16 protein-coding genes are annotated in these 23,394 nt (G+C 53.5%); 7 read left to right on the forward strand and 9 right to left on the reverse strand.

What is annotated here, in order from left to right:
* Positions 1 to 183: 183 nt before the first annotated feature.
* From LGN19_RS21615 to LGN19_RS21630, 4 genes are all read right to left on the reverse strand, one after another.
* Positions 184 to 996 carry a mechanosensitive ion channel family protein gene (locus tag LGN19_RS21615; protein WP_226217019.1) on the reverse strand — a complete coding sequence of 271 codons (813 nt, stop codon included), beginning with the start codon at positions 994 to 996 and terminating at the stop codon, positions 184 to 186.
* Between the two features lie 198 nt (positions 997 to 1,194).
* A complete protein-coding gene (locus LGN19_RS21620; protein WP_174976854.1) occupies positions 1,195 to 2,622 on the reverse strand; it encodes a mannose-1-phosphate guanylyltransferase/mannose-6-phosphate isomerase in 1,428 nt (475 codons plus the stop codon).
* A gap of 463 nt (positions 2,623 to 3,085) precedes the next feature.
* Positions 3,086 to 5,014, reverse strand: a complete 1,929-nt coding sequence (locus LGN19_RS21625) for a capsular polysaccharide biosynthesis protein (protein WP_226217021.1) — start codon at positions 5,012 to 5,014, stop codon at positions 3,086 to 3,088.
* Positions 5,011 to 6,162: a glycosyltransferase family 4 protein gene (locus LGN19_RS21630; protein ID WP_174956994.1), complete on the reverse strand. Its 1,152-nt coding sequence runs from the start codon at positions 6,160 to 6,162 to the stop codon at positions 5,011 to 5,013. The genes LGN19_RS21625 and LGN19_RS21630 overlap by 4 nt, the downstream gene beginning before the upstream one ends.
* A gap of 154 nt (positions 6,163 to 6,316) precedes the next feature.
* Between LGN19_RS21630 and LGN19_RS21635 the strand changes: the two genes are divergently transcribed.
* The 6 genes from LGN19_RS21635 (at position 6,317) to glf (ending at position 14,077) form a co-directional block, all read left to right on the forward strand.
* Positions 6,317 to 7,489: a polysaccharide biosynthesis/export family protein gene (locus LGN19_RS21635; protein ID WP_226217022.1), complete on the forward strand. Its 1,173-nt coding sequence runs from the start codon at positions 6,317 to 6,319 to the stop codon at positions 7,487 to 7,489.
* A gap of 73 nt (positions 7,490 to 7,562) precedes the next feature.
* A complete protein-coding gene (locus LGN19_RS21640) occupies positions 7,563 to 8,669 on the forward strand; it encodes a hypothetical protein (RefSeq protein ID WP_174956996.1) in 1,107 nt (368 codons plus the stop codon).
* Positions 8,659 to 9,453: an ABC transporter permease gene (locus tag LGN19_RS21645; protein ID WP_175222344.1), complete on the forward strand. Its 795-nt coding sequence runs from the start codon at positions 8,659 to 8,661 to the stop codon at positions 9,451 to 9,453. Before LGN19_RS21640 ends, LGN19_RS21645 begins: the two co-directional genes overlap by 11 nt.
* A gap of 9 nt (positions 9,454 to 9,462) precedes the next feature.
* Positions 9,463 to 10,116, forward strand: coding sequence for an ABC transporter ATP-binding protein (locus tag LGN19_RS21650; protein ID WP_226217024.1), 654 nt, complete (start codon positions 9,463 to 9,465; stop codon positions 10,114 to 10,116).
* Positions 10,117 to 10,136: 20 nt separating this feature from the next.
* On the forward strand, positions 10,137 to 12,842 hold the full coding sequence (locus LGN19_RS21655; protein ID WP_226217025.1) for a glycosyltransferase: 2,706 nt from the start codon (positions 10,137 to 10,139) through the stop codon (positions 12,840 to 12,842).
* Between the two features lie 83 nt (positions 12,843 to 12,925).
* Complete coding sequence (gene glf / locus LGN19_RS21660; protein ID WP_174957000.1) at positions 12,926 to 14,077, forward strand: UDP-galactopyranose mutase; 1,152 nt, start codon at positions 12,926 to 12,928, stop codon at positions 14,075 to 14,077.
* 73 nt (positions 14,078 to 14,150) lie between these two features.
* On the opposite strand, the gene LGN19_RS21665 is transcribed toward glf, so the two are convergent.
* From LGN19_RS21665 to LGN19_RS21685, 5 genes are all read right to left on the reverse strand, one after another.
* The gene (locus tag LGN19_RS21665) at positions 14,151 to 15,125 is read right to left on the reverse strand and encodes a glycosyltransferase family 2 protein (RefSeq protein WP_226217027.1); all 975 of its coding nucleotides are present in this window, start codon (positions 15,123 to 15,125) and stop codon (positions 14,151 to 14,153) included.
* On the reverse strand, positions 15,088 to 16,059 hold the full coding sequence (locus LGN19_RS21670) for a hypothetical protein (protein WP_226217029.1): 972 nt from the start codon (positions 16,057 to 16,059) through the stop codon (positions 15,088 to 15,090). Before LGN19_RS21670 ends, LGN19_RS21665 begins: the two co-directional genes overlap by 38 nt.
* A gap of 442 nt (positions 16,060 to 16,501) precedes the next feature.
* Entirely contained in the window at positions 16,502 to 18,316 is a 1,815-nt protein-coding gene (locus LGN19_RS21675; RefSeq protein ID WP_226217031.1) for a PadR family transcriptional regulator, read from the reverse strand.
* Between the two features lie 24 nt (positions 18,317 to 18,340).
* Complete coding sequence (locus tag LGN19_RS21680) at positions 18,341 to 19,378, reverse strand: hypothetical protein (protein ID WP_226217033.1); 1,038 nt, start codon at positions 19,376 to 19,378, stop codon at positions 18,341 to 18,343.
* A 168-nt stretch (positions 19,379 to 19,546) separates the two neighbouring features.
* Complete coding sequence (locus tag LGN19_RS21685; RefSeq protein ID WP_226217035.1) at positions 19,547 to 20,062, reverse strand: hypothetical protein; 516 nt, start codon at positions 20,060 to 20,062, stop codon at positions 19,547 to 19,549.
* A gap of 1,046 nt (positions 20,063 to 21,108) precedes the next feature.
* Between LGN19_RS21685 and LGN19_RS21690 the strand changes: the two genes are divergently transcribed.
* On the forward strand, positions 21,109 to 23,325 hold the full coding sequence (locus LGN19_RS21690; RefSeq protein WP_226217037.1) for an HAD-IIIC family phosphatase: 2,217 nt from the start codon (positions 21,109 to 21,111) through the stop codon (positions 23,323 to 23,325).
* Positions 23,326 to 23,394 lie beyond the last annotated feature (69 nt).

Below are 23,394 nucleotides of genomic sequence, written 5' to 3' on the forward strand. Positions count from 1 at the left end.
TCGACTTGCACCACCACCGACAGCTTAAAAGCCAGGCTGTAGTCCCGCTGCGTCCGCTTGATCCCTTGCTCCATCTGGCACCTCCTCGCCTCGGCGAAAAAGTGTCAACCTATTTCAGGATGGGTCAGGTGCAATAAAAAAAGCGTGGCGGGTGCCACGCTTTTTTTTCGTCCGGTGCCGCCGTTACGCGTTGCGATGCGAGACCGGGGTTTCGGGCGTCGGGTATTGCGCGTCGCGGAACGTATCGAGGATCGCGCGGTTGGTGTCGCAGTACACCTGCCAGTAGTTTTCCGGTTGCGTGGACGGGCGCACGAACAGCAGCGGGCCTTCCGGCGTGAACTGCAGCACGCCGACGTCCGGCGCCGGGGTGGTCAGCACGTTCGGGATCTGCTGGATCGACGTCTTCAGGCGGTTGATCGCGTCGACCGCATCGACGCCGTTCGCGATCTTCGCGGTCAGGTCGACACGACGGTACGACGTCGCGCTGTAGTTCGCGATGTTGTCCGAGAAGATCTTGTTGTTGCCGACGATCGTCACGATGTTGTCCGGCGTGATGATCGTCGTGCCGAACAGGCCGAGTTCCTTCACGGTGCCCGTGACGCCGCCGGCATTGATCACGTCGCCGATCTTGAACGGACGCAGCACCTGCATGAACACGCCTGCGGCGAAATGCGCGAGCAGGCCGCCCCAGGCGGTACCGATCGCGAGGCCGAGGCCGGCGAGCAGGGCGGCGAACGATGTCGTCTGCACGCCGAAGATCTGCAGGATCGCGAGGATCAGCAGGATCGTCAGCAGCACGCCGACGACGGAGGTCAGGTAGTCGGTCAGTGTCGGGTCGACCTTGCCGCTGCGGCGCACGACCTTGCCGAGCAGGCGGGTACCGATGCGGATTGCCCAGCGGCCGACGAACCACAACACGATCGCGGCGAGAAGGTTGAGGCCGAAGTCGAGACCGCGGGTCATCAGGAATTGCTGGGCTGTGGCGAGATCGATCATGCGTTCTCCGAAGTCGAGGGTAGAAAGGGCGGCGCATGCACCGGGTGGGTGGCGCTTTTATAACCTGACCTGTGACGGGCGGGCAACCTGCCTGACATTGCTTGACGTAATGGAAAACGGGCAGCAAGCGTGTGCTTGCTGCCCGTTATGGGTGCCGGTCGTGGCCTGTCGTGGCGCTTGACCCGGAAGGTGCGTTGCTTACGACGCTGCGCGGCCGTAGGTGTCTTCGAAACGGACGATGTCGTCCTCACCGAGATACGCACCCGACTGGACTTCGATCAGTTCGAGCGGGATCTTGCCCGGATTCGTCAACCGGTGGGTCGCGCCGAGCGGGATGTAGGTCGACTGGTTCTCGGTCAGCATGAGTTCCTTGTCGCCGTTCGTGACCATCGCCGTGCCCTTCACGACAATCCAGTGCTCGGCACGATGGTGGTGCATCTGCAGGCTCAGCTGCGCACCGGGGTTCACGATGATGCGCTTGACCTGGAATCGGTCGCCCTGGTCGATGCCCTCGTAGGAGCCCCACGGGCGGACGACGTGGCGATGCGTAACCGATTCGTGACGACCGGAGGCGTTCAGCCACTCGACGATTTTCTTGACGTCCTGAGCTTTGTCGCGATGCGCGACCAGCACGGCGTCGGCGGTTTCCACGATGACGATGTCGTCGAGGCCGATTGCGGCAACCATCCGGTGTTCCGCGCGGATGTACGAGTTCTTCACCGTGTCGGTGAAAATGTCGCCGATGAGCGCGTTGCCCTGCTCGTCGGAGTCTGCAATTTCCGCAAGCGCGCTCCACGAGCCGATATCGTTCCAGCCGAGGTCCGCCGCCGCGACGACTGCGGCGCGTTCGGTCTTTTCCATGACCGCATAGTCGATCGAGACGTTGGGGCAGGCTGCGAACACGTCCGCGTTCAGACGGACAAAGTCGTTGTCTCGCTTGGCGGATTCGAAAGCGAGTTCCGCCTGACGGGCGATCTCCGGTGCATGGCGATGCAATTCCTCCATGTATGTGGACGCCTTCAGCATGAACATGCCGCTGTTCCAGTAGTAATTACCGTCGTTCAGGAAGCGCTCGGCCGTCGGCGTGTCGGGCTTTTCGACAAACGCGTCGACCTTGTAAACCTGCTTGCCGTCGGCGACGGCCGGACCGCGGCGGATATAGCCGAAGCCGGTGTGCGCTTCCGTCGGCGTGATGCCGAACGTGACGAGGCGCTGATCTGCTGCGATGGCCGCTGCCTCACCGGCTGCAGCGATGAATGCCGGCTCGTTGAGGATGACGTGGTCCGACGGCAGTACCAGCAGCAGCGCGTCGGGCGATTCGCGCATGGCGAGCAGCGCCGCGATCGCGATGGCGGGCGCGGTGTTGCGGCCGACCGGTTCGAGCACGATCGACGACGGCGTGATGTTGACCTGGCGAAGTTGTTCCGCGACCAGGAAGCGCTGCTCGTTGTTGGTGACGACGATGGGCGCCGCGGCACTGGGAATGTGCTGAAGGCGAATCGCCGTCTGCTGGACGAGCGTCTGGTCGCCCGTCAGCTTCAGGTATTGCTTCGGATAGCCGCCACGCGACATGGGCCACAGGCGGGTGCCACTGCCGCCACACAGAATTACCGGGTAAATGTTCATAGATAGATGTCAGGCAGTGCAAGATCGAACAATTGATTCGCATTCTGCCACGCCGGGCTGTGCGAACGCTTTGTGGGCATCGGATTTTTACGTAATTTTTCCTTCAAATCCTTCATTCTCGTGACCGCAGTGTGACGTTGAAGCAAATACACAAGCTTTCAAAGAAACAATATTTTCGATGTGCGGGCCGCTTGCATACATGCTGGTCGAGGTGATTTGTCATTTCGGCAAGGTGCCTGAATGCAATGGTGCCTTTGCAGCGGCTACGGACTTGCCTGGAAAACCCAAGCGGCATGTCCAGCCTTGAGTGGCCGACCCGCCTGGGGCATGCCAGTGTGCGGCCTGACGGTGTTGAGCCGGGATTTCTCGGTGATCGACCGAACCACCCAGGCAGTAATTTCCAGAAGGAACGAACATTGAATTTTTCAGTATCCGAGTCCCCCTCGGTTCAACGTTGATTGGTCTACTTGCCATGAACCGAGCGAAATGTCCGTTGTGGCGTCGTGTTCGGTTGCGTTCGCCATTCAAAACTTTTCCGACATTGCCACGCGAGGTACCACAGGCCGTTTCTGCTCCAGCGGATGGCTTTACGCAACAGCCGCAGGCGGTCGCCTTCTATTTTTTCCAGAGGCCGAGACGCTGTACGCGCAAGCTGTCGCACGATTGCCTCCGGCGTGGTGAACAGACGGAGCGACCAGTCCCAGTAAAGGGGATATCGGAGCAGCACCCCGGCCGTCAGCATGTCAAGCGTGAGCTCGCGGGCGCGCCACGGTGGCTCGAGCGCGTCGTGTGTCAACCCCCAACCGGAATAGAAAGGAAGTCCATACGTATGGACGCGCTTTCCGCGAATCAGCGCCTCAAAGCCGGACAGCGACGAGAGCGTATGCACTTCGTCGGCGATCTCGATAAGGGAAATGAGGTCGGAGTCGCGATCTACGGCATTGGCGAGCGACGCCGCGTCGATCAGGCCGCGTCGATTGCCCGAGAGGACATCGGGATGCGGCTTGTAGACGATGAACGCGTCCGGGCAGCGCAGGCGTACTTCGTGCAGCAGATCCTCGGCAGTCGCGATGTGCTGCGTGCCAAGGCGGACAGCCGCGTCGTCGGCGACCTGGCCGGGCACCAGCACGATGCGCCGGTCGCGCGGGGCGTTCCACGTGGGGCGACGACGACCGAGGTTGTATTTGGTGACGCCCAGGTTGGCGATGTCGTGACGCAACTGGCGCGCGCGGGACAGTTCGGCGTCGGTGAAGTGCGCAGTGTTGAGGATGGCGGTCAGATCGCTCGGACGGGTCGCGTCGAAGTAGATGCCGCGCCGGTCGATGATCTGGCTGCACGGCGCTATGTGATCGGAGCCGAGGCCTGTCGAGTGAAGAAAACCGTCTTCGAGCCGGATCATGGGCGTGTCTTTCGGCAGCCCGGTTGCGCTACGTCCGCCCCATAAAACCGCGTGTTCATCCTTGCGCGTCTGCTCCGGCCTGTCGATCCAGCGCAGGGAGGCGCCACCGGCTGTCAGGTATGGCGTGGCGTAGGGGCGCTTCCACCATTGGAATCGGATGCCGGCGAGGCGAGGGAAGTCGGCGAGGCGCAGTATCGCCGCACGATGAGCTTCGATCGTGGCGAGAAGCGCGTCGAGCGTGCCTGGATTGCGCGTGACCGGATCGACGTGGCGCGCGAAGCGCAGGAATACGGTGGCGAAGAGTGTGTCCAGCGACGCCTGCGTGTTTCTCACCGGTTGCGGGACATGGTCGTGCGTCAGGCCCCACCCCGCGTAGTACGGGGTTCCGAACACATGCAACGGAATGCCGTGAAGCAACGCCTGCAGGCCTTCCCCGGCGGAAACCGTGTAGACGTGATCGAAGTGTGCGATGGATGCGCAGAGGGACCCGCTTGCGTCGAGTTGCCGAAGCCGCTTTGCCGGCAGGGAAACATGCGAAGAGAGGTATTCGCCAGCGCGTCGGACGCCGCTACGGGCGAGCCAGATTTCCGAGTCGGGATGTTCGCGATGAACGGCGTCCACCATATCGGCGAACTGCCTGATTCGCCCGGATTTCGAGCGGCTCAAGCTGTCCGGCAGCGGCTCGTCGATCAGGAGCACTCGCGTGGTACGGGTGGGTTCGAGCAGATCGGGGTGAACGCGCGGCGCAAGATCGGGCGGATCGAATACGCACGCATCGCGGAACCGCTCCATCAACGTGCGTACATCCTGGGGGGCGTGCGGTGTGCGGCGTTCGGCCAGAGCGGCGTCGATGCAGGCGATCCAGGCCTGCGCGGTTTGCTCGGCAAGCGGTGCGGCGAACCAGGACAACTCGGGGCCGGCTCGACGAGGCATGATGCCGTTCGACCAGAGATGCGGGCGCGAGCGGGTGGGGCCGAACGTTGCGACGTTCATTGGGAAAACGTTTCCAGAAAACGATCCACCTGCTCGAAATGCTGATGCCACGTCGGTGCCTGGAAGTGAGCGATACGAGCCAGCTGAGCTGTGCGCTCGGCACTGTCGCTTTGCGAATAGGCGCGAATCCGTGCAATCCAGCCCGGACCGTCGAGCGGGTCCAGATAATCCGGGGTGTCGCCCGCGATCTCGTGAAATACGCCGATATCGCTGGCCAATACCGGAACGCCCAACGTAAGCGCCTCGACAAGCGGCATGCCATAACCCTCGACGAACGAAGGGAAGACCAGCGCACGCGCGTGTTGCAACCAGGCGCGCAGACGTGTGTCGCTGCAACTCGATTCTTCGATGACGACACTTTTGATCGCATCGCAGCGCTCGAGCATGTCCACGACGTTCTCGCATTCCCAGCCGCGGCGCCCGATGACGACGAGCTTGGGTGCACGTTCACCGAGCGTTTCGACGAGCCGGCGCCAGACGTGCAGCATGAACCAGTGATTCTTGCGTGGTTCGATCGTACCGAGCATCACGAAGTACGGATCGTCGAGCGGAGGCGGCGCGTTGTCGCGGGAGGTAATGCCTGGTGCGAGCCGGGCCACGACGCTGGGCGGCAATGGAAGACCGGCGCGATTGGCCTCGGTTTCGAGTGCGCCCAGCGTGTCCTGGGAGTTCGCGATCAGGCCGTCGGCGTGACGTAGTGCAGTATGGATACGTTGGCGATGCGCCGAGTCGATGCCGGGGCGACAGTATTCCGCGTGAGTGAGCGGGATCAGGTCATGCACCATGAAGACCGACCGGATATTGCGCTGTCGCATTGCACGGTGGTAGCGGACGCGCTCCATGCCGCTGTGACTCGTATGCAACAGAACCGCATCGTCGAGTCGCTCGCGACGCGGCGCCAGGATGCCACGCATGACGAGCGTTCGAATCGTGGTGCGGGTCGGTGTCGGACCGAGCAGCAGATCGAAAGCGCGTTCAGAGTCTGCTCGCGAGAGCACTTTCGAATAGCCGAGTTCACTCAAAATCGCGCGGGCACGAGGTCGATAATGCTCGACATATGCGAGGCCGACGCGATCGACGCCAGTTGGCAACAAGCCGTCAGCAAGGCGCGACAGCAATCTGGATATATCTAGACAGATATTCAACACGGCGGAGTGTAATGTCTTTGTGAGCGACCTGATTGCAGGCCGGGCCGTTCGAATCCCGCCATTCTACGAATTCTGACTAAGAAACGCAAAATTAATCTACCTCGTGAGACAATCCGGGTCGCAATTTGAATGACGTGAACGGACCTCCAAAAATATGTCAAGTGTATATCGCAGTGCGTGGGCGACGCTTATTGCCGGTGGTGTGATAGGACTAAGCGCCTGTTCGAGTATCCCGACTTCGGGGCCGAGCCGCTCGCAGATCAGCGATGCCGGTGCGCAGAATAGTCCCCAGGGAATCCAGATCGTTGACTTGACGGAGGACGTCGCCCGCCGACTCTACGCTGACCGTAACAACGCGGATTTTGCGTCTGTATTGGGTGACGATACGTCATTTCAGCAGCAACTTGGCGTAGGTGACGTCGTGGAGGTGTCGATCTGGGAGGCGCCGCCGGCGACCCTGTTCGGGGGCAGCACGACTGACCTGGCCACCGGGAGTGTGCCAACCGGCGCGCGCGTGACCAAGTTGCCGGTTCAGGTCATCGATGGTGACGGGAACATCAACATCCCGTTCGTCGGAGCGGTTAAGGCGCGAGGTCGATCGCCGAGTGAATTGCAGGCTTATATCGCCGGTCGTCTGAAACCCATTGCGCACGACCCCCAGGTTCTGGTTCAACTGGCTCGCAACGAAACATCCTATGTCACGGTTGTGGGGGATGTGGTCAGCAGTACCCGTATGCAGCTCAGCGCGCGGCGGGAGCGTGTGCTTGATGCGCTTGCATCTGCGGGCGGAGCCAAGCAGCCTGTCGACAAGGTGTTGATCCAGGTCACGCGCGGTCAGGCGGTGGCATCGGAGCCCTTGCAATCGATCATCCGCAATCCCCGTCAGAACGTGCATCTCCGCGCCGGGGATGTCGTGACTGCGCTCTACGAGCCTTACAGTCTCACGGCCTTTGGGGCAACCGGCAAGAATGCGGAAATCAACTTTGAGGGTCAGGGCATAACCCTGGCACAGGCAATGGCGCGGGCGGGCGGTTTGCAAGATTCTCGTGCCGACGTCCAGGGTGTATTCGTTTTCCGGCTGGAGGATAAGCGGGCGCTCAACTGGCCGACCGAGCCGGTTCGGACGACTGTTGACGGAAAGGTTCCTGTCATTTATCGCGTTAACTTGAAGGATCCGAATTCCTTCTTTGTGGCGCAAAGCTTCATGATGAGCAACAAGGATCTTCTCTACGTCTCGAATGCACCGATCACGGAGCTTCAAAAGGTGCTGAACCTGGTGTTCTCTGTCGCGTATCCGATTGTGTCCGGCGTTCAGACGTTCAAGTAAGCAGGCGTGGTAGGTTGCCGGAAATTGGCTGAAAAGCGGAAAATATTTATCAAAGATCTATCGCGGACTGTTTATGAATTTTTTGCGGCGTATTAATCGGTTGTTTCTCTTTACGGTCGTGATCCCTACTGGAATTTCATTGGTATATTTCGGTATGATTGCAAGTGACGAATACACGTCCGTAAGCAGTTTTCTCATTCGCAGCCCGGCAACCTCCAATTCACCGACGTTGGGCGGGTTGCTGAAAGGTGTTGGAGGCTTCTCGCGATCGGCGGATGATTCGTATACCGTGCAGAATTACATCCTGTCTCGCGACGCGATGATGCTGTTGAACAAGGAGCAGAACATCAAGTCGGCGTTCCAGCACGGCCCGATCGATCTCTTCAATCGCTTCGCCGGGTTCAGCTGGAGCGATAGCCTCGAAGAGTTTTATCGTTACTACACGGAGAAAATTGTTGACGTACAGGTTGACGCAACCGCTTCAATCGTTACGCTCAACACTCACGCCTTCGATCCGAAACTCGCGTGGAATATTAATAAGCGCCTGTTGGATTTGAGCGAGCAAGTCGTCAATCAAATGAATGAGCGCGCCCGCCTCGACCTGATCAGCTCGGCTCAACGGGATGTCGACATTGCCAAGGAAAATGATCGTGTCGCGGCGCTGGCACTGGCGAAATATCGAAATTCGGCCGGAGTGATCGATCCGGAACGTCAGTCTTCGATTCCGTTGCAGCAAGTCGGCAAGTTGCAAGATCAATTGATCACGACGCGTGTACAAATTGCCGAAATGGAGCGGTTGTCGCCTGCAAACCCTGGGCTTCCCAATTTGCGAGAACGGGCGATTTTGCTGCAAAAAGCGATCGATCAGGTTAGTCAGCATGTCGCCAGTGAGTCTGGAAATTCGCTCGCGAGCAAGGCTGCGGAATTTCAACGACTGACATTGGAGAAAGAGTTTGCTGATAAAATTCTCGCCAGTGCCATCAGTTCGTTGGAGCAGGCTAGAACTGAAGCCGAGAGAAAGCAACTCTATCTGGAGCGAATTGCGGCCCCCAGTCTGCCTGACTACGCGATGTCCCCGCGCCGCGGCCGCAATATTCTTGCGACCTTCTTGCTTGGGTTGGTGTTTTGGGGAGTGTTGACCATCGTGATTGGTGGGGTGAAAGAGCATTATGACCGCTAATTCCCGTTCGCCTGTATTTCTGACCCAATTACGCATTCAGTGCCGGGTAATTTGGGCTCTGGTTATGCGTGAAATGATCACTCGTTTCGGGCGGGAAGGGATCGGTGTATTGTGGATGATGGCCGAGCCGGCGATGTTTGTCGTCGGCGTCATGTTGATTTTTAGTCACACCGAGAAGATGACGGGGTACTCGGTTGCCGAGTATCTTGCGGTTAGCTATCCGACCATATTGTTCTGGCGAAATACGGCGGCCCGCTTGTTGAAGGCAATTGAATACAATCGGGCGCTGCTGCATCACAATCCCATCCGGCCGATGGATATTCTCTATGCGCGCATCATTCTGGAGTTTGCAGGCGCGACTGCATCATTTCTCGTTTTGTATGCGGTGCTGGTCGTAATAGGGATTTGCCATCTTCCGGCAGACTTGCTGGCGATGCTTGTCGGGTATTTTCTCGTAATGTGGTTTTCATTTTGCTTTGTGATAACCATGGCTGCGTTGTCGGAGCTGAGTGAAAGTGTCGAAAGAGTGTCCCACGTAATCTTGTATTTGATGTTGCCGTTTACCGGGGTTTTCGTGCCGACATATCTTCTGCCGCCTCATATCGGCGAGATGATGATTTACTTCCCGCTGGTTGATGCGGTTGAATATTTCCATCACGGATATTACGGGGCGCGGATGCCTACGATGTATAACCTCGAATATACGTGTTTTGTGTTGTCACTTTTCACGCTATTCGCTTTGTCGATAGCTCATGTTGCCATCCGGCGCGTGCAGTTGCACTAGGAGTGCTCCATGATCGAATTGCGGAACGTCTATAAACGTTATCCCATACATCACGGGAGAGCGGAGCGCGAAGTGCTGAAAGGCATCAATTTTCGCGTTCAGTCCGGAGAGAAATGGGGGATCCTTGGTCGCAATGGCGCAGGCAAGTCGACGCTAATCCGGATCATCAGTGGATCGGACCGGCCGCATTCGGGTGAGATCGTCAAGACCATGTCGGTTTCATGGCCTTTAGCTTTCGGCGGGACATTCCAAGGAAGTCTGACGGGGAAGGACAACATACGTCTGATTTCGCGTGTCTACGATGTAGATTATCGAAAGACACTCGCTATGGTTGAGGATTTTGCCGAGCTTGGCGGATATCTCAACGAGCCGGTCAAGTCATATTCGTCCGGTATGGCTTCCCGTTTGGCATTTGCTATTTCAATGTCGATCGAGTTCGATTGCTTCCTGATTGACGAGGGCATGTCTGTCGGTGACCATCGATTCCATCAGAAATGTAATGTTGAATTATTTGAAAAGCGTGCCGATAGAGCCATGATCATCGTCGCGCACCAAACCGATCTAATTCGCAATCATTGTGACCATGCCGCAGTACTGAATAAGGGCGTGCTCGAGGTTTGCGACACGGTTGACGAAGCAATTAAAATTTACGAATCGCTCTAATTTTTCAAGAGGGGAATTTGATGGCTGGCAGTTATATTTATCCGCCGATTCCGCACGTGGCGGCAAAGAAGGCGCGACACGCATTGATCATCATGCCGTTTTTCGGCCCGGATGCTGCAAGCCTTATTTTTAATGAATTCTCTCGCGCACTGTATGATTTGGGCTACATTGTGCACGCGCTTACGTATAACGATGCGAGTTATCGTCCAGGCAACCACTATTGGCATCATGTCTATTGCCTGAAAGCCCAGTCGGTCGAGCTCTGGAAACGGCCGGCTGACGCCACAGCAGATTATTCGAACGGTATCGACGATTGGGCCGGTGAGGAACTGCCGTCGTTTGTCGAACAGCTCGATGCCGAGTTCGATTTTGATATTTGCGTCTGCAACTATATTTTCCTGTCTCGTGCATTCCTGGGGCTGAAAGAGAAAACTAAAAAGATTCTCTGTACCCACGACGTTTTCACTAACAGAAACAAGAAACTGTCGGATCGAGGGGTAACTAATCTCGATTTCTCGGTTACTCGTGAATCGGAAGCTGTAGCCTTGAATCGCGCCGACTATGTCGTTGCGTTGCAGCCTGAAGAAGCAGAGTTTTTCAGTAAGCTCGTGCAACAGGAGAAGAAGGTTGATACCGTCTACTACCTGCCGCCGAAGCGCTACTTGGATCTGCGTCCGGTCGACAAAAAACTTGTGGTCGGTTATATCGGGTCCAGCCACGCGCCTAATGTTGTCGCGGTACTGGATCTGATCTCAAAAATCGATTTTTCGCTGCCGATTAAATTTAAGATCGCCGGTTCGATATGCGCCTCGTTAAAAAACGAGACGCTGCCGCCGGAAGTCGAAATTGTCGGTCGAGTGGATAATCTTGCGGATTTTTATCGGGATTGCAATGTGTTCGTCAATCCCGACACCTTGATTTCCGGAATCAAAATAAAATGCATCGAAGCATTTTCATTTGGCGTTCCGTTTATCTGCACGAAACATGCAAGTACCGGCGTTCCGGTTTCCGCTCCTTATCATCAGGCTGATTCCATTAAGAGCGTTGCCACATTCATCGAAGACCTGGCGGCGAACAACGGTCAGCTCGAAAGCATGTGGCAAGAAAGTCGTGCAGTCTTTGATAATTTGACGAAAAAACTTTCCTTTGGAAAGTATGTCGAGCAAATTGCCGATGTGCGACCCTTGATCTCGGTGGTGATGCCGACTTTCAAGGTCGAGAAATATTTCGAGCAATGTATCGCGAGTGTTACCAATCAGACTCTTAGAAATATTGAAATTATCCCGGTCGACGACGGAAGTCCTGATCGCTGCGGCGAAATCATGGATAGGTTCGCGTCGGAAGATTTCCGGGTTAAGCCGATTCACCAACCGAATCGGGGATATGGCGCAGCCGTAAATGCGGGTTTGATGCAGGCTCGTGGCGAATACATCGCGATCGTCGAAACCGACGATTGGATTGAGCCGGATATGCTTGAGACTCTTTATGAGAAGGCAAAGGAATCCGACGCCAATATCGTGAAGGGCAGTTTTGCGAAGCATCACGATGGCAAGCCGCCCGCGGCTCATAATTTCCGGCACGTGGTTCGACCTGGCGAAAATTCGGTGAAACCGGTCGAGTCACTTGAATTGATGATCTATGAGTCATCGATCTGGTCGGCCATCTACAAAAAGAGCTTCCTGGATGAGCATCAGATAACGATGCTTGAAACCAGTGGCGCGGCATTCCAGGACGTCGTCTGGAAGTTCGTTACCTACGCCAGTGCTGACGAAGTGATCCTGGTTGATCGTCCTTTCTACAACTATCGAGTATTTGCTGCTGGATCGTCCAGCGCGGCTAACGGAAAGGAAAAGGCGCACTTTGTAAATTACGGAAAAATCAAGGATGAACTCCAGCGTATGGGGTTGTTCGAGAAATTTTCGAATTTTTATTACATTCACCAGTTTTTCGATTTCGTCTTTCATTCAAACCGCTTGAAAGGCGAGGCGCTTCTCAGTTTTTACGCGAGCGCCAAGGCAACGATCGATGAGGCCGTGTCAAAAGGGTGCAATCCAGATGAGCTGAATCTGCATCCGGATTTGAATGACTATTATCAGAAAAGCGTGTTGCCGATCATTCGCGTGATTACGAGCCCCTCGCTTTCTGAAATCTTGGCTGCGGTCACCGCGAACGAATCAAAGCCCAAGGGGACCGAGATCGCGATGCCCGAGATGGCGCCTGTTGAAAATAAGGTGACGCTGCCGGCCTCTCCGTCATTAAGTTTGAAATTTACCGAATTTCTTAACTTGGATCCGCATTTCTTTACGGAAATCGAGTACCTGTCCGGCAGGCGGGAGCTTATCCCGGTGGTGAAGTCGGCATACGATGAAAGCGATTTGCGAAATCTGATGAAGCTTCACGACGCTGATTTTATCCACGCTGTCTATTGGGTACTGCTGCGACGAGCGGCCGATACTGATGGGTTGAGGCATTACACCGATCTCTTGCGCGCAGGGGTTGCCAAGGCGGATATTCTTGAGCGGCTGCGTATTTCAGGTGAGGCGAAAGGGAATAAGATACCATTTGAGGCATTGGATACCTATCTTCGGAAAGGCAAGATATTCCGTACGCCTCTCATGCGTCTGCTTGTCGGTATTCTTCCGATTCGGAATGAGTTTATCGGAAAGGTTCATTCCAGAGTTATGGAAAATTCGATTTATCTGATCAACAAGAAATTGTATTCGTAGTTTTTGCGTTTCCAGCCTCGGCAGAGGCTGGGCGTAATGTTTGAGTCATTTGAATATTATTTCAGAATATTGGGGTTGTTGACGTGAAAAAAATTTGCGTTATTGGTGCTGGATTTTCTGGTGCAGTCATCGCTCGCGAACTCGCTTTGGCAGGCATGACCGTCGATATCTTTGAAAGCCGTGATCACCTCGCGGGAAATTGCCACTCGGAAAGGGATCCGGAAACCGGGGTGATGCTCCATGTTTATGGGCCCCACATTTTCCATACCAGCAACGAAAAAGTCTGGAACTATGTCCGGCAATTCGATGAATTTATGCCGTTCACGAACCGGGTAAAGGCGATAACCGGTGGCAAGGTATATTCGCTGCCGATCAATCTGTTCACGATTAATAATTTTTTCAATAAGACTTTTTCTCCGGATGAGGCGAAGGAATTTGTCGCGGATCTGGGTGACAAAACTATCGAAGATCCTCAAACGTTTGAAGAGCAGGCGCTTAGGTTTGTCGGAAAGGAGCTCTATGGCGCGTTCTTCAAGGGCTACACGACGAAGCAATGGGGATTGCATCCTTCGGTTCTGCCCGCGAGCATTCTGAAAAGATTGCCGATTCGATTTAATTACGACGACAATTATTACGCAAGCAAATTTCAAGGGATGCCGAAGCACGGGTATACGTACATCGTCGAGAAGATGATTGACCACCCGAAAATCAAGGTGCATCTCGGTACGAAGGTCGAAAAAGACACCCTTGAGAGTTACGATCACGTGTTTTACAGTGGCCCGTTGGATGCATGGTACGGCTTCGAATACGGCCGCCTGGGCTATCGGACGCTCGATTTTGTTACCGAACGGCACGAAGGGGATTACCAGGGGAATGCTGTAATCAACTACTGCGAAGAAAATGTGCCCTGGACGCGTATCTCGGAGCACAAGCATTTTTCGCCGTGGGAGGAGCATGAAAAGACGGTGATTTACAAGGAGCATAGTCGGACTTGTGGTCCGGACGACGTCCCTTATTATCCTGTCCGCCTGGTCGACGATAAGGAGTTGCTCAATCGCTATGTCGCGCTGGCGCAAAAGGAAGAAAATACGACATTCGTCGGGAGATTGGGCACCTATCGCTACCTGGATATGCATGTAACGATTGGCGAGGCGCTTGATGTTGCGGAGCAGTATCTGTCCGCAGTTAAATCAGGGGCTCCGATGTCGCCTTTTGTAGTTGATCCCCTCGCATAACCGTCGAGGTTATATTCCGGTCGCCCTGTAAATTGCAAAATTTACAGGGCGGGAATTAGTGCGACGAATTTTTTTATTTGTGATCGGGGCGTTGTGCTTGGTCGGGATATTCGACGGATGGTCGAAAGAATAAGCTCGCCAAAGACGCGCGCGTGTTTGTTGAAATGGCAGATAATCTCGAGCTGTTGCGTTCGGATGCTATCTTCGCATTATAAATAAAAATACTCTCGGCGAGATCCAGCAGGTACGACCGCCATCCTTTCGCAATTCTCTTTCTGAAAAGGTTGTTTCTTATTCCGTAGTAATGTTTTTTGAATTTTTCGGGTGGAGCGCGAAGTAGATCGTCACTCTCGTTTTTGTCCGTAAGATGCGTAACGACACTCTTGAATGCGTAAATCCCGAGCATTTTCCCGTTTGTAATTCTCTCGGTATATTCTATATCGTCGCCCCAAATAAACATTTCTTTAAATGGGAGGCCGAATTTTAGAACCGCTTCCCTGGAGATGAGGGCGGAAACGAACGAGCAAGAGCGTACGAGGAGACCATTGTGTTCAAGAAGCTTGTTGAACGGTTGGCCCGAGGAGTGCAGCCGAATTCCTGGAAGATTCATTTCATGCGGGCTATCGTCTTTCCAAACCACATGGCTGCAGACGAATCCGATATTGTCAAGCGGTCCGATGGCGATTTTAGCTAACTCGGAAAGAGCGGCAGGATGGGCCACGCAGTCGTCGTCGAGAAGCCAAAGCCAGTCATAACCATCCTCGATGGCTTGCCGCATTCCGCGATGAAATCCTCCAGCCCCACCTTCGTTGTGTATTGAATTGATTACTTTGAAGCGAGGGTCGGAGTTGTAGCCGCTGCTGGCCAGGTACTCTGCAGTGCCATCGGTGCTAGCGTTATTTACGATGTAGATTAAATCGGTCTTCTTAATTTGACTTTCGAGCGAATTGATGGCGTGCTTCAAGTAGTCGCATCTATTGTGCGTCACAAGGATCGCAGCCGTGCGCGGCTTAAGAAGAGAACTGATCACGCGGGTTTCTGTATGCATCTCGAATTCGTCTGTAAAATTTGACTTGCCTATGCCACCATTTTTTATAAATATAAATGTTTTTGTCAAAGACCGAGGATTTTTTGAGGGCGGTATTGTAGGATAAAATGATTGACAGTAGTGGTTCTTGAGCCTTGAACGCAGGCAAGTGGCTGGAAAAAGATTCCGGTTGCTCCGGGTTAAATCCGCTGAAATGAATAAAAATAAGCTCGCGTTCGTTGGCTGTAAGTCGCCCTTGTATGAGAGCGATATGTCGTTCGTGTAAGTTCCAATATCCTACATTCATGCCTGGGTGTCGAGAGATTTTGCAGCTCGGATATAACGCCGGAACCAGATCGAGCCAGCGTTGATCGCCGCACATCCCCTTGTCCGGGTCGTTTCTGCCGTGTCTGACTACCTGACTCTCCCACCAATCAAGGAACGAAGTGCCCTGGGCGCATCGTCGAACTCCAATGAATCCGGCGTTGAAAACGCCACCGCGGAGTAAGCTAAGCGCCTTGACTCCAAATGGAGTTTGGTGATTGAACGGTTCGAGATAGTGTGGCGTGAGCAATATATCGGAATCGCTAAATTCCGTAAAAATGTCGGCGACTTTTCCGGTAAACCATATGTCGGTGTCGAAATATAGCGCCGATTCGTATTTCTCCAGTATTCTTTTAAACAGTACCGGTTTGAGTGACCAGCATAGTTCGGCGGGAGTGTATCGATTCGAAAGCTGCTCGATAAAGTGGGGCGGGGTTACGCTTTCCGCACGAATGACTTTGTCGCAGAATGATTCGTCAAGTGAAAAATTGGCGGGTGCACCGACTATAAACAAATATCTGTCGACGTCATCTCGGTTTTGAGGATCCGCATCGTTCAGGCTGTTGAAAAATACGGATGCCTGCCCGATATGGTTGGGTGTGCAGATCGAAAAAATAGCGCTGTTGGCCATCGAGGTGGGTTCTCTTCACGAAGCGTTGCGGCAATAGGATCGCATGTCCCGGAGCATCGAATTTTTGAATGTCCCAACAAACTCATGCGGTCTGATGGCGCTGTTTGCTGCCCGTTCGGGGTGCACCCACACGGCTCGGATTGCGAAAGCAGATACCGGATTCGATCCGAGATCTCAAAGCGCCGATGCCGATGCAAATTTGGCTCTTGGCCGAAGTGATCAACACTCCGATGGTGGATCGATTACCCTTGGCAAGCTTGTCGGCGCCGGTCAGTGGGGCCGGCGCCGCATCAGCAATTCGCGCGCATCATGGTCAACGAAGCCGTCTCCGGAGGTCAGCAAGGTAGCGAACGGCGGAGCGGTACCCCATGTGATATCCGCTCCGATATTCTCACTGCATTACATTTCTTGACGCACGAAACGAGCCAATTTTCGTTGAAATTTAGCGCACTTCTCTAAGTGACATTTTTGAAATTTGAATCTCTCCGCTTGGGGCAGAGCAGCGGAATGTGAAACATGCGTTGTCACGAGGGAATGCGGGGTAAACAAAGTCAAATGATATCGGAGCCCATACCAACGGAACAAAATTTTCCATGTATATGCCGCCGCCATTTGGAATAATATTTCCAAATGAATACTCAAGGCGAAGCATCTTCAGATCATTTGTAGCCGACGTAATGGGGGTTTCGCCTTTGTAAGTCGATCGATCGATGAACTCTTTATTTTCACCGATGCTGGAATCGATTTTATCGGGGTCGACAAAGGCCGGGGGGAAGCAGCGGGCCCATACGGTCAAGCGATAGCGGCGCTCCAGCACAGGCCGCTGCAATCGGACTGATTGACCGATAGCAGTGCCAATATCCAGACGATAAGCCGAATGGCCATCGGTTCCATCCGGAGCCAAGGGCAAATTGACTGCGTCAATCGGCTGGATGCGTTCGATTTTCCCCGCGATCGACCAGCCGTCAGTCAGATCGAGGCCCGGATTCTCCAGCATTTCTCCGCCAAACTCGCGGAATACAGGTTTGGCCGGGAGAGAGGGTTTACCCAGGCTGCCTCGGTACGAGATTTTGACATCCATTAACTTCCAGGGCGACGGGCTTTCGATGAGCAAAGATATACTGTCATTGCACATGGCATGAGGTAATTCTTTCTTCGAAATATAGATCGGCTCATTTGAAACCCCGATCTCCCTCCATGCACCATTAACTACCCCGCGTCCTGATTGATACTTTTCCTGGTTGGAAATGAATGAACCGGCGTCGAGATGATCATGAACAAAAATTCTGACGCCTTGCTCGAAAGTGTCAATTTCGATTTTAACTTCATCTAATGTTCTTGGCGTGCCGGGTAGGGTTACCTCTATCAGGCCTACATTGGGGAACAAGAGAGACTGCTTGCTTTCAAGCAGAAAATATTCGTCGGTCTTTCTCGAGTTGTCGCCTACCGACATCTTATCTACACAATCATAATCTCTCTGCTTCGATCGATGCAGATGACTGTGGGTGATTGATATCTCTTTCCATTTCTCCAGCAGATCGAAGTTGTCAAGATTAATTAGATCTTCGATCTGATAGGTCGTAGCCTGATGGCGGGGCCGGTAAATTTTTAATGATCGGTCTGGTGCCGGCAGGCTGTTGAGTGCGGATGCGATATTGAACCACAGTATCCCATTGGATCTTGTGCCGGTATGAATTTCGTTGGCGCCAAAGAACGGGCTTGGCGTCAATTCTCCAATTTGCTGGTTGTGCGTCATGGAGTCGACGAACATCACGTTATGTTTATCCGCGATATATCGAAGTGCTGAGTACTCCGTTGCACTGCCTCGAAATTCCGTGGCGAGGATGGGTTCGATTCCAAAGCAGCGGACGGTGCGAATTAAGCGCTCAATGGCGAATTGCCAGTGTCGCATGCCAGCGGCCCGCATCCACTGGTCATTGTCTCTGCTAATGATTACAGCGAATTTCGCGTTAAAGTCGCTGAATCTCTTCCCATCAAAATAAGGCTCGTCATCGATGATTCGCTTCATCATCGTCAGACAGTCGTTTCCGGCGACCGAGAAATTCTTAACCTGATATTTCGTCAGCGAGGAAAGTAGGCTAATGGCGGATTTGTCTCGCAAGGAGAAATAGCCGTCCATGTGGCTGTCGCCGATGACAACGATGGCATCACTATTTTCAATGGTGACGCTTTCCCAGTTTTCCTGTGCCTCTGCTGCTACTTCACTTTCCTGCTTTTTCTTCAAAAAAGCAATCATTCCATCACCTGTCTAATGCGCGAATTAGTATATGTAGTCGAGATCGAGCCTTTTTCCGCCCAGCTCTTCTAGAATTCCGTTTGATATTACGTCGAGATTAAATAGCGTCATGCAGCCGTCGAAGTGGTTCATTCCAAGTTTATGCGGGAAAGCATACACCTGCTTCAGGCCGGTCAGCATCTCGGCATAATACTGCTCTGCAGCATTGAGGCTGTCGTAAAATATTTTATGCTTTAAATTTGCTCGATCGTCGCGATTGAGGATAATGTTTCTTATATCGGTTTCGTCGTGAGAGCGCGCTGCATAGCAGTCATCCGAAATGATCGCGGGCAAATTCTCCTTGATGCTTTCACGGAGGAATTTTCTATGTTCCGGTGCGTGACCCGTTTGTGGATTAATGGCCAGGCTAACAAAATTAACGGTGGGGTGCAGTTCGGATAATTTCTCGGAATAAAATATTCCGGCATAGCCTCCCGAGCTCATTCCGCACATGAAGACGTGCTTGTATTTACTGCTGTTTATTAGGCCGGTTATTGAGTCAAGTATGTATTGGACGTCGTAAAGATACCAGTGAGCGGGGCCGCTTTCGGAAAATCGGGCGAAATCCATGCTGAGGGCAATTGGGAGGCCAAAAAATTCCCATCTTGTTCCTCCTGGACCTCTTGATCCAAAGGAGCAGCCTGCCGAGTTAAATATAACCAGAAGCGCTTCGGATTCGAAATTTTTCCCGATTTCGATGTTGATTTTACTAACGAGATGGTTCCAGTGACCGGCTGTCAGTGGTTCAAGAATGCGAATTGAACGATTTTTCTTCTCAAGCGAAAATCCGCTTCCGTACATCTGCCACCGTTCAGGGGATTCGAATTTTATCGAATCGAATCTGGTGCAATTTTTACCTTCTTTGTCAAAAAACAGGAGCGCGCCGTCTTCAGTTTTCCACGAAATTTCGTCGACTCCGCCTTCAATTTCGCCGCCGCTTCGCAGTATCAGGTTGCTTTTTGAAATGCTGCCGTCACCCAGCTTAAATCGAAGCGGATTATCAATTATGCTTTTGATGTCCATTTGCACGCCTCTTTGTTAATTCCGCTTGTAAATAAATTCCAAAATATGTCTCCGTCTTTCTGCTTGGAGTGGATTGATGGCGCTGTAAATATTCTATCCTCTGTCGAAACCCGGCTCAATGATGGGGGCACTGTCGCGCAAGCCCTCAATTCTCCGGGCTGGCCGATGTCATCCGAAGCGCGCCGGCGATGGAAGTGAGGTCATGCCGAGAGGGCGCCCGATCGTTGTGTCCTGATAGTCCGGGAGAGGGGCACTCATGCTGAGGTTCTCATCAAGTGGCGTTGCACGCGTCAACCCCGTATTTCCACGTGCGGCTGCCGTTCTGCTGGGGGCGTAGTCCATGTTGTCAACGCTCATCACTTGCTCGCGGCCATATGCTTCCAGCACGTCGCCGGTCGAGCCGGAACCTGACGTCGAGATTGCACGCCGCTCAACCGCGGTCAGCGGCTTCAGGCCATAGGCGTTGTCAGGTCGATAAACGATCTTCACCGTTGAAGTTGTCGATTGCTGTTCGGGGCGCGACAGGTCGTTGAGGCATTGCGCCTGGACGGCGGGGACGACGATTTCTCGAGCTTGCTGACGGGAGCAACTGCGCTCGACCCAAGACGCGTTTCGTCTTCGTGATAGACCACCCGTGCAGCGGTTCGACGCGATGTTGACGGTCCGGTGTGTCGCCTTGGCCATAAGATGAGATTCCGAGTGCTGCGAAATTTGATGCGTCCGCTATTTTAACCGGACGGCTCCTGAGCAAGAGACTTGTGACGTGCGAGGTTGAAGGGTGCGCATCACGGATTCTTGCACCGATTTCGTGCATGTCGTCCATGCATCGAATGCTTGGCGGTGCGGGCTCGATACGAGCGGAATCGACCTCTCTCAAGTTGAGGGGGGCGGATCAAGCCTCGGATCGCGCTGGCGTTTCGTTTTCAGCTCGGGTTGCTCCTTCTGAGAAATTCTCAGCCGTTGCTGTCGCCGAAGGATGTTGCCGCCAGTCACGGCTCAAAGCCGCGCCGGTCACGCTATCAATTGACAATATTCATGGCTCAACGCCTGGCTTATCGGGTCGGGGGAGGCCTATTCAGGCGCGTTGATACGATCGGTGTCGTGTACGGTGGCGATCGAGCTGGAGTCACCGAGACTTGTCACCCTATGAGGAAGTCAGGCGAGCACCGTAAGAGCGATGTGGTTGACGCGGTTGTACCATCGACCAGGTTGTGGGCGTCGCGGCACGCAATCTCTGATCCACGAGATGAGCGCCTGCTGCGGCTTACAGCTAGCGCCGCACTCGTCAGGGTTCGGTGAACCGTAACCGAGCGCGTGTCTATCTCTTCGAGCTCGATACGGGACAGCTGCAAAAACTCGGCAAAGTGGTCGGGCAACGTCTTAGTCAAGGTCAGTGGTGTCGAGAGCATGCCGCAGGGCGTCACATCGTAATATCGCGAATTCCAGTTCGGCTTCGAATTGGGAAAAACGCCAGTCTTTATCGTGATTTCTCTTCGAGGTTAGAATCCGATGGCGTAGAGGCTGGTGATGGAAAAGATGCGCAAGTTCGACGCGAGAACGGTGAAGGGGAGGCAGAGAGGCTTGGTCGTCGTCGGGTGATCCAGGCGTCGAGACTGATGTTCAGCGGCGTGGATTATTTTTAGCAAAATTAAGAAAGTTTGACAATTCTATTGATTATGCGACTGTGGCGTATTCCGAAAAAACTGAAAGAAATCCGAGCGAGAAAGCAAATGATGCGAGTTCTGAGGATCGATTTTCGGGATGAAGTGTTGCCGTGTACAAGCAGTGGTATATGTTCCGCGGAGTCGTTCGGTCGATGGACTGATGGAACGATCGCCAAGGTTGGCCTGCCGGCCGAAGTTGTCTCTACCCGCGCCATCACGAAGATCGAGGTGAATGTTTCGGCATTCATATCTCCGAGTGTTGGGTGTCAAAGGGCCGATGTTTTGCTAAATGGTGTTAGGGCAAAGACATTGTCTTTTCACGAAGGAGGTAAGAATAAAACGGAAAGCATCTATTTTAAGGTGCCGAAGGATGGTGGGGTGGGTAATGTAACCCTGGAATTTATTATCCATCATCCAACCAGGCCGATGGATGTTAACCAGTCGCTTGACGATTCTCGTTCACTTGGCCTTGCGCTCAAATCGCTGGATGTTTATCAAATTGAGGCGGGAGAGCATGTCGACGGCGATGTCCTTGATCTTGGGCTGCTAACCGGGACGTGGTACCCGTCGGGTAACACGAGAATGCGCCCTGATCCGAAATGGATGTTTCCAAGTGAATTGGATTTGGATGAAGGTGAATCAAAACATTTCGCTGTTATCGGGACATGTACGGCAGAAATGCTGACGGATATTATTCGCAATACTTCGCACAAGGCAGACCATTTTTTAATGAATTCGTGGTTGCCCAACGAAATTCCGGATATTTCAGGGCGACACTACGATGCCGTCTTGGTTCAGTTGACATTGCGTTTTGTCCTGTATCAAGTCATTTCTCGTCACGAGGATGACTTGATGCATGTGAAGATGTCGGAGGAGGAGCAGGCGTCCATATTGAGAGATGCTGGCGAACTCCTGGAGAAACTTGTAAACAAGTTCATGTCGGCCCTTCCGGCAGGTGTGCCGGTCTTCTTCACTTCATTTATCGAGCCGATAGCGAGTCACCGGGGATTGTTTTGGAACAATCGGAAAACATCTTTGTATGTGCTCGTTCGTTCCATGAACGATCGTCTGGCCGAGATTCTGGATCATACTCCTGACGGATACTATGTTGAGTTAAATGACCTTCGTCAGCATTATGGCGATATGTTCAGCTACGACGGGTATTTCAATCATTTTACTCATGCCGCCAACGATAGTTCAGAGTTTTATTTGGCATTGATCGCGCGCGTTGATCAGGCGCTAAAGGTTTTGAAGTCAAAGAACCCAATAAAATTGATTGTCACCGATTTGGACAATACCTTGTGGAAAGGGGTTCTGGCCGAGGAGGATGAGATTGTCAGTGCATCGCTCGTCGAAGGTTGGCCTATTGGATACGCGGAAGCACTGATGGAGTGCAAGAGGCGAGGTATTCTCCTGGCGATATCAAGCAAGAACGATGAGCAATTTATCCTTGAGAATTTTTCAAGGGTTTGGGGGAGTCGTATCGCTCTCGATGATTTTTGCTCAATAAAGGTGAATTGGGGAGCGAAGTCCGAGTCAATCAGGGAAATTCTGCGCGAAGTCAACATACTTCCGCAGAATGTTTTGTTCGTCGATGATAATCCGGCGGAGCTTGACGAGGTCAGGCGAGCGTTCCCGGAGATGCGGATGCTCACGGGCGATCAACGTCGATGGAGGATGATTCTTCACTATTCGCCAGAAACGCAGGTGTCGGTCGTGACAGATGAGTCGAAGGCGCGTACCGGGCTGATTCGAGCAAAGATCGATCGAGAGCTCAATTCTCGAGGTGTGGACCGTCTGGCCTATTTGCAATCCCTGGAGATCCGGGTAAGGCCAGGAATAATTAATCGCCGAGGCGATGCAAAATACGCCAGATCATTCGAATTGTTGAACAAGACGAATCAATTCAACACAACCGGAAAGCGTTGGACTGAGCAGGAGTGCGAGGCGCTCTTCGCTACGGGGGGAGAGTTCTTAGCTTTTGACATGGTGGATAAACATGCTGGGCACGGGATCGTGGCGGTCGCAGTCATTCGCGACAGTATCATTGAGCAAGTGGTAATGTCTTGTCGCGTCTTCGGCTTGGGCGTTGAGATGGCGTTGTTAAACTACGTGATGACTCGGTTACTCGCTGTCCACGATGTGGTGAAAGCTGTTAGTAAGGTTACCGAGAGAAATGTGACATGCCAGAACTATTTCTCGGATGCAGGGTTTCATGTCCGTGACGGCATGTGCCATGGTGGTGCAGTTCCGGAACTTCCGGCGTGGATCGCACTTACGTAATCGCAATAATGTTGAATTTTACTTATTTTCAACGTGTGTCAGCAGATTGCGCTCGCGGTCTCGGTCGGG

This window comes from Burkholderia sp. AU30198, from assembly GCF_020419825.1.
Taxonomy (GTDB): domain Bacteria; phylum Pseudomonadota; class Gammaproteobacteria; order Burkholderiales; family Burkholderiaceae; genus Burkholderia.

Excerpts from the sequence above, each read along its gene's own strand:
- LGN19_RS21615 (WP_226217019.1), bottom strand. The coding sequence starts at position 996 with ATGATCGATCTCGCCACAGCCCAGCAATTCCTGATGACCCGCGGTCTC.
- LGN19_RS21620 (WP_174976854.1), bottom strand. The coding sequence starts at position 2,622 with ATGAACATTTACCCGGTAATTCTGTGTGGCGGCAGTGGCACCCGCCTG.
- LGN19_RS21625 (WP_226217021.1), bottom strand. The coding sequence starts at position 5,014 with ATGAACGTCGCAACGTTCGGCCCCACCCGCTCGCGCCCGCATCTCTGG.
- LGN19_RS21635 (WP_226217022.1), top strand. The coding sequence starts at position 6,317 with ATGTCAAGTGTATATCGCAGTGCGTGGGCGACGCTTATTGCCGGTGGT.
- LGN19_RS21640 (WP_174956996.1), top strand. The coding sequence starts at position 7,563 with ATGAATTTTTTGCGGCGTATTAATCGGTTGTTTCTCTTTACGGTCGTG.
- LGN19_RS21645 (WP_175222344.1), top strand. The coding sequence starts at position 8,659 with ATGACCGCTAATTCCCGTTCGCCTGTATTTCTGACCCAATTACGCATT.
- LGN19_RS21650 (WP_226217024.1), top strand. The coding sequence starts at position 9,463 with ATGATCGAATTGCGGAACGTCTATAAACGTTATCCCATACATCACGGG.
- LGN19_RS21655 (WP_226217025.1), top strand. The coding sequence starts at position 10,137 with ATGGCTGGCAGTTATATTTATCCGCCGATTCCGCACGTGGCGGCAAAG.
- LGN19_RS21665 (WP_226217027.1), bottom strand. The coding sequence starts at position 15,125 with ATGCATACAGAAACCCGCGTGATCAGTTCTCTTCTTAAGCCGCGCACG.
- LGN19_RS21670 (WP_226217029.1), bottom strand. The coding sequence starts at position 16,059 with ATGGCCAACAGCGCTATTTTTTCGATCTGCACACCCAACCATATCGGG.
- LGN19_RS21675 (WP_226217031.1), bottom strand. The coding sequence starts at position 18,316 with ATGATTGCTTTTTTGAAGAAAAAGCAGGAAAGTGAAGTAGCAGCAGAG.
- LGN19_RS21680 (WP_226217033.1), bottom strand. The coding sequence starts at position 19,378 with ATGGACATCAAAAGCATAATTGATAATCCGCTTCGATTTAAGCTGGGT.
- LGN19_RS21685 (WP_226217035.1), bottom strand. The coding sequence starts at position 20,062 with ATGGCCAAGGCGACACACCGGACCGTCAACATCGCGTCGAACCGCTGC.
- LGN19_RS21690 (WP_226217037.1), top strand. The coding sequence starts at position 21,109 with ATGATGCGAGTTCTGAGGATCGATTTTCGGGATGAAGTGTTGCCGTGT.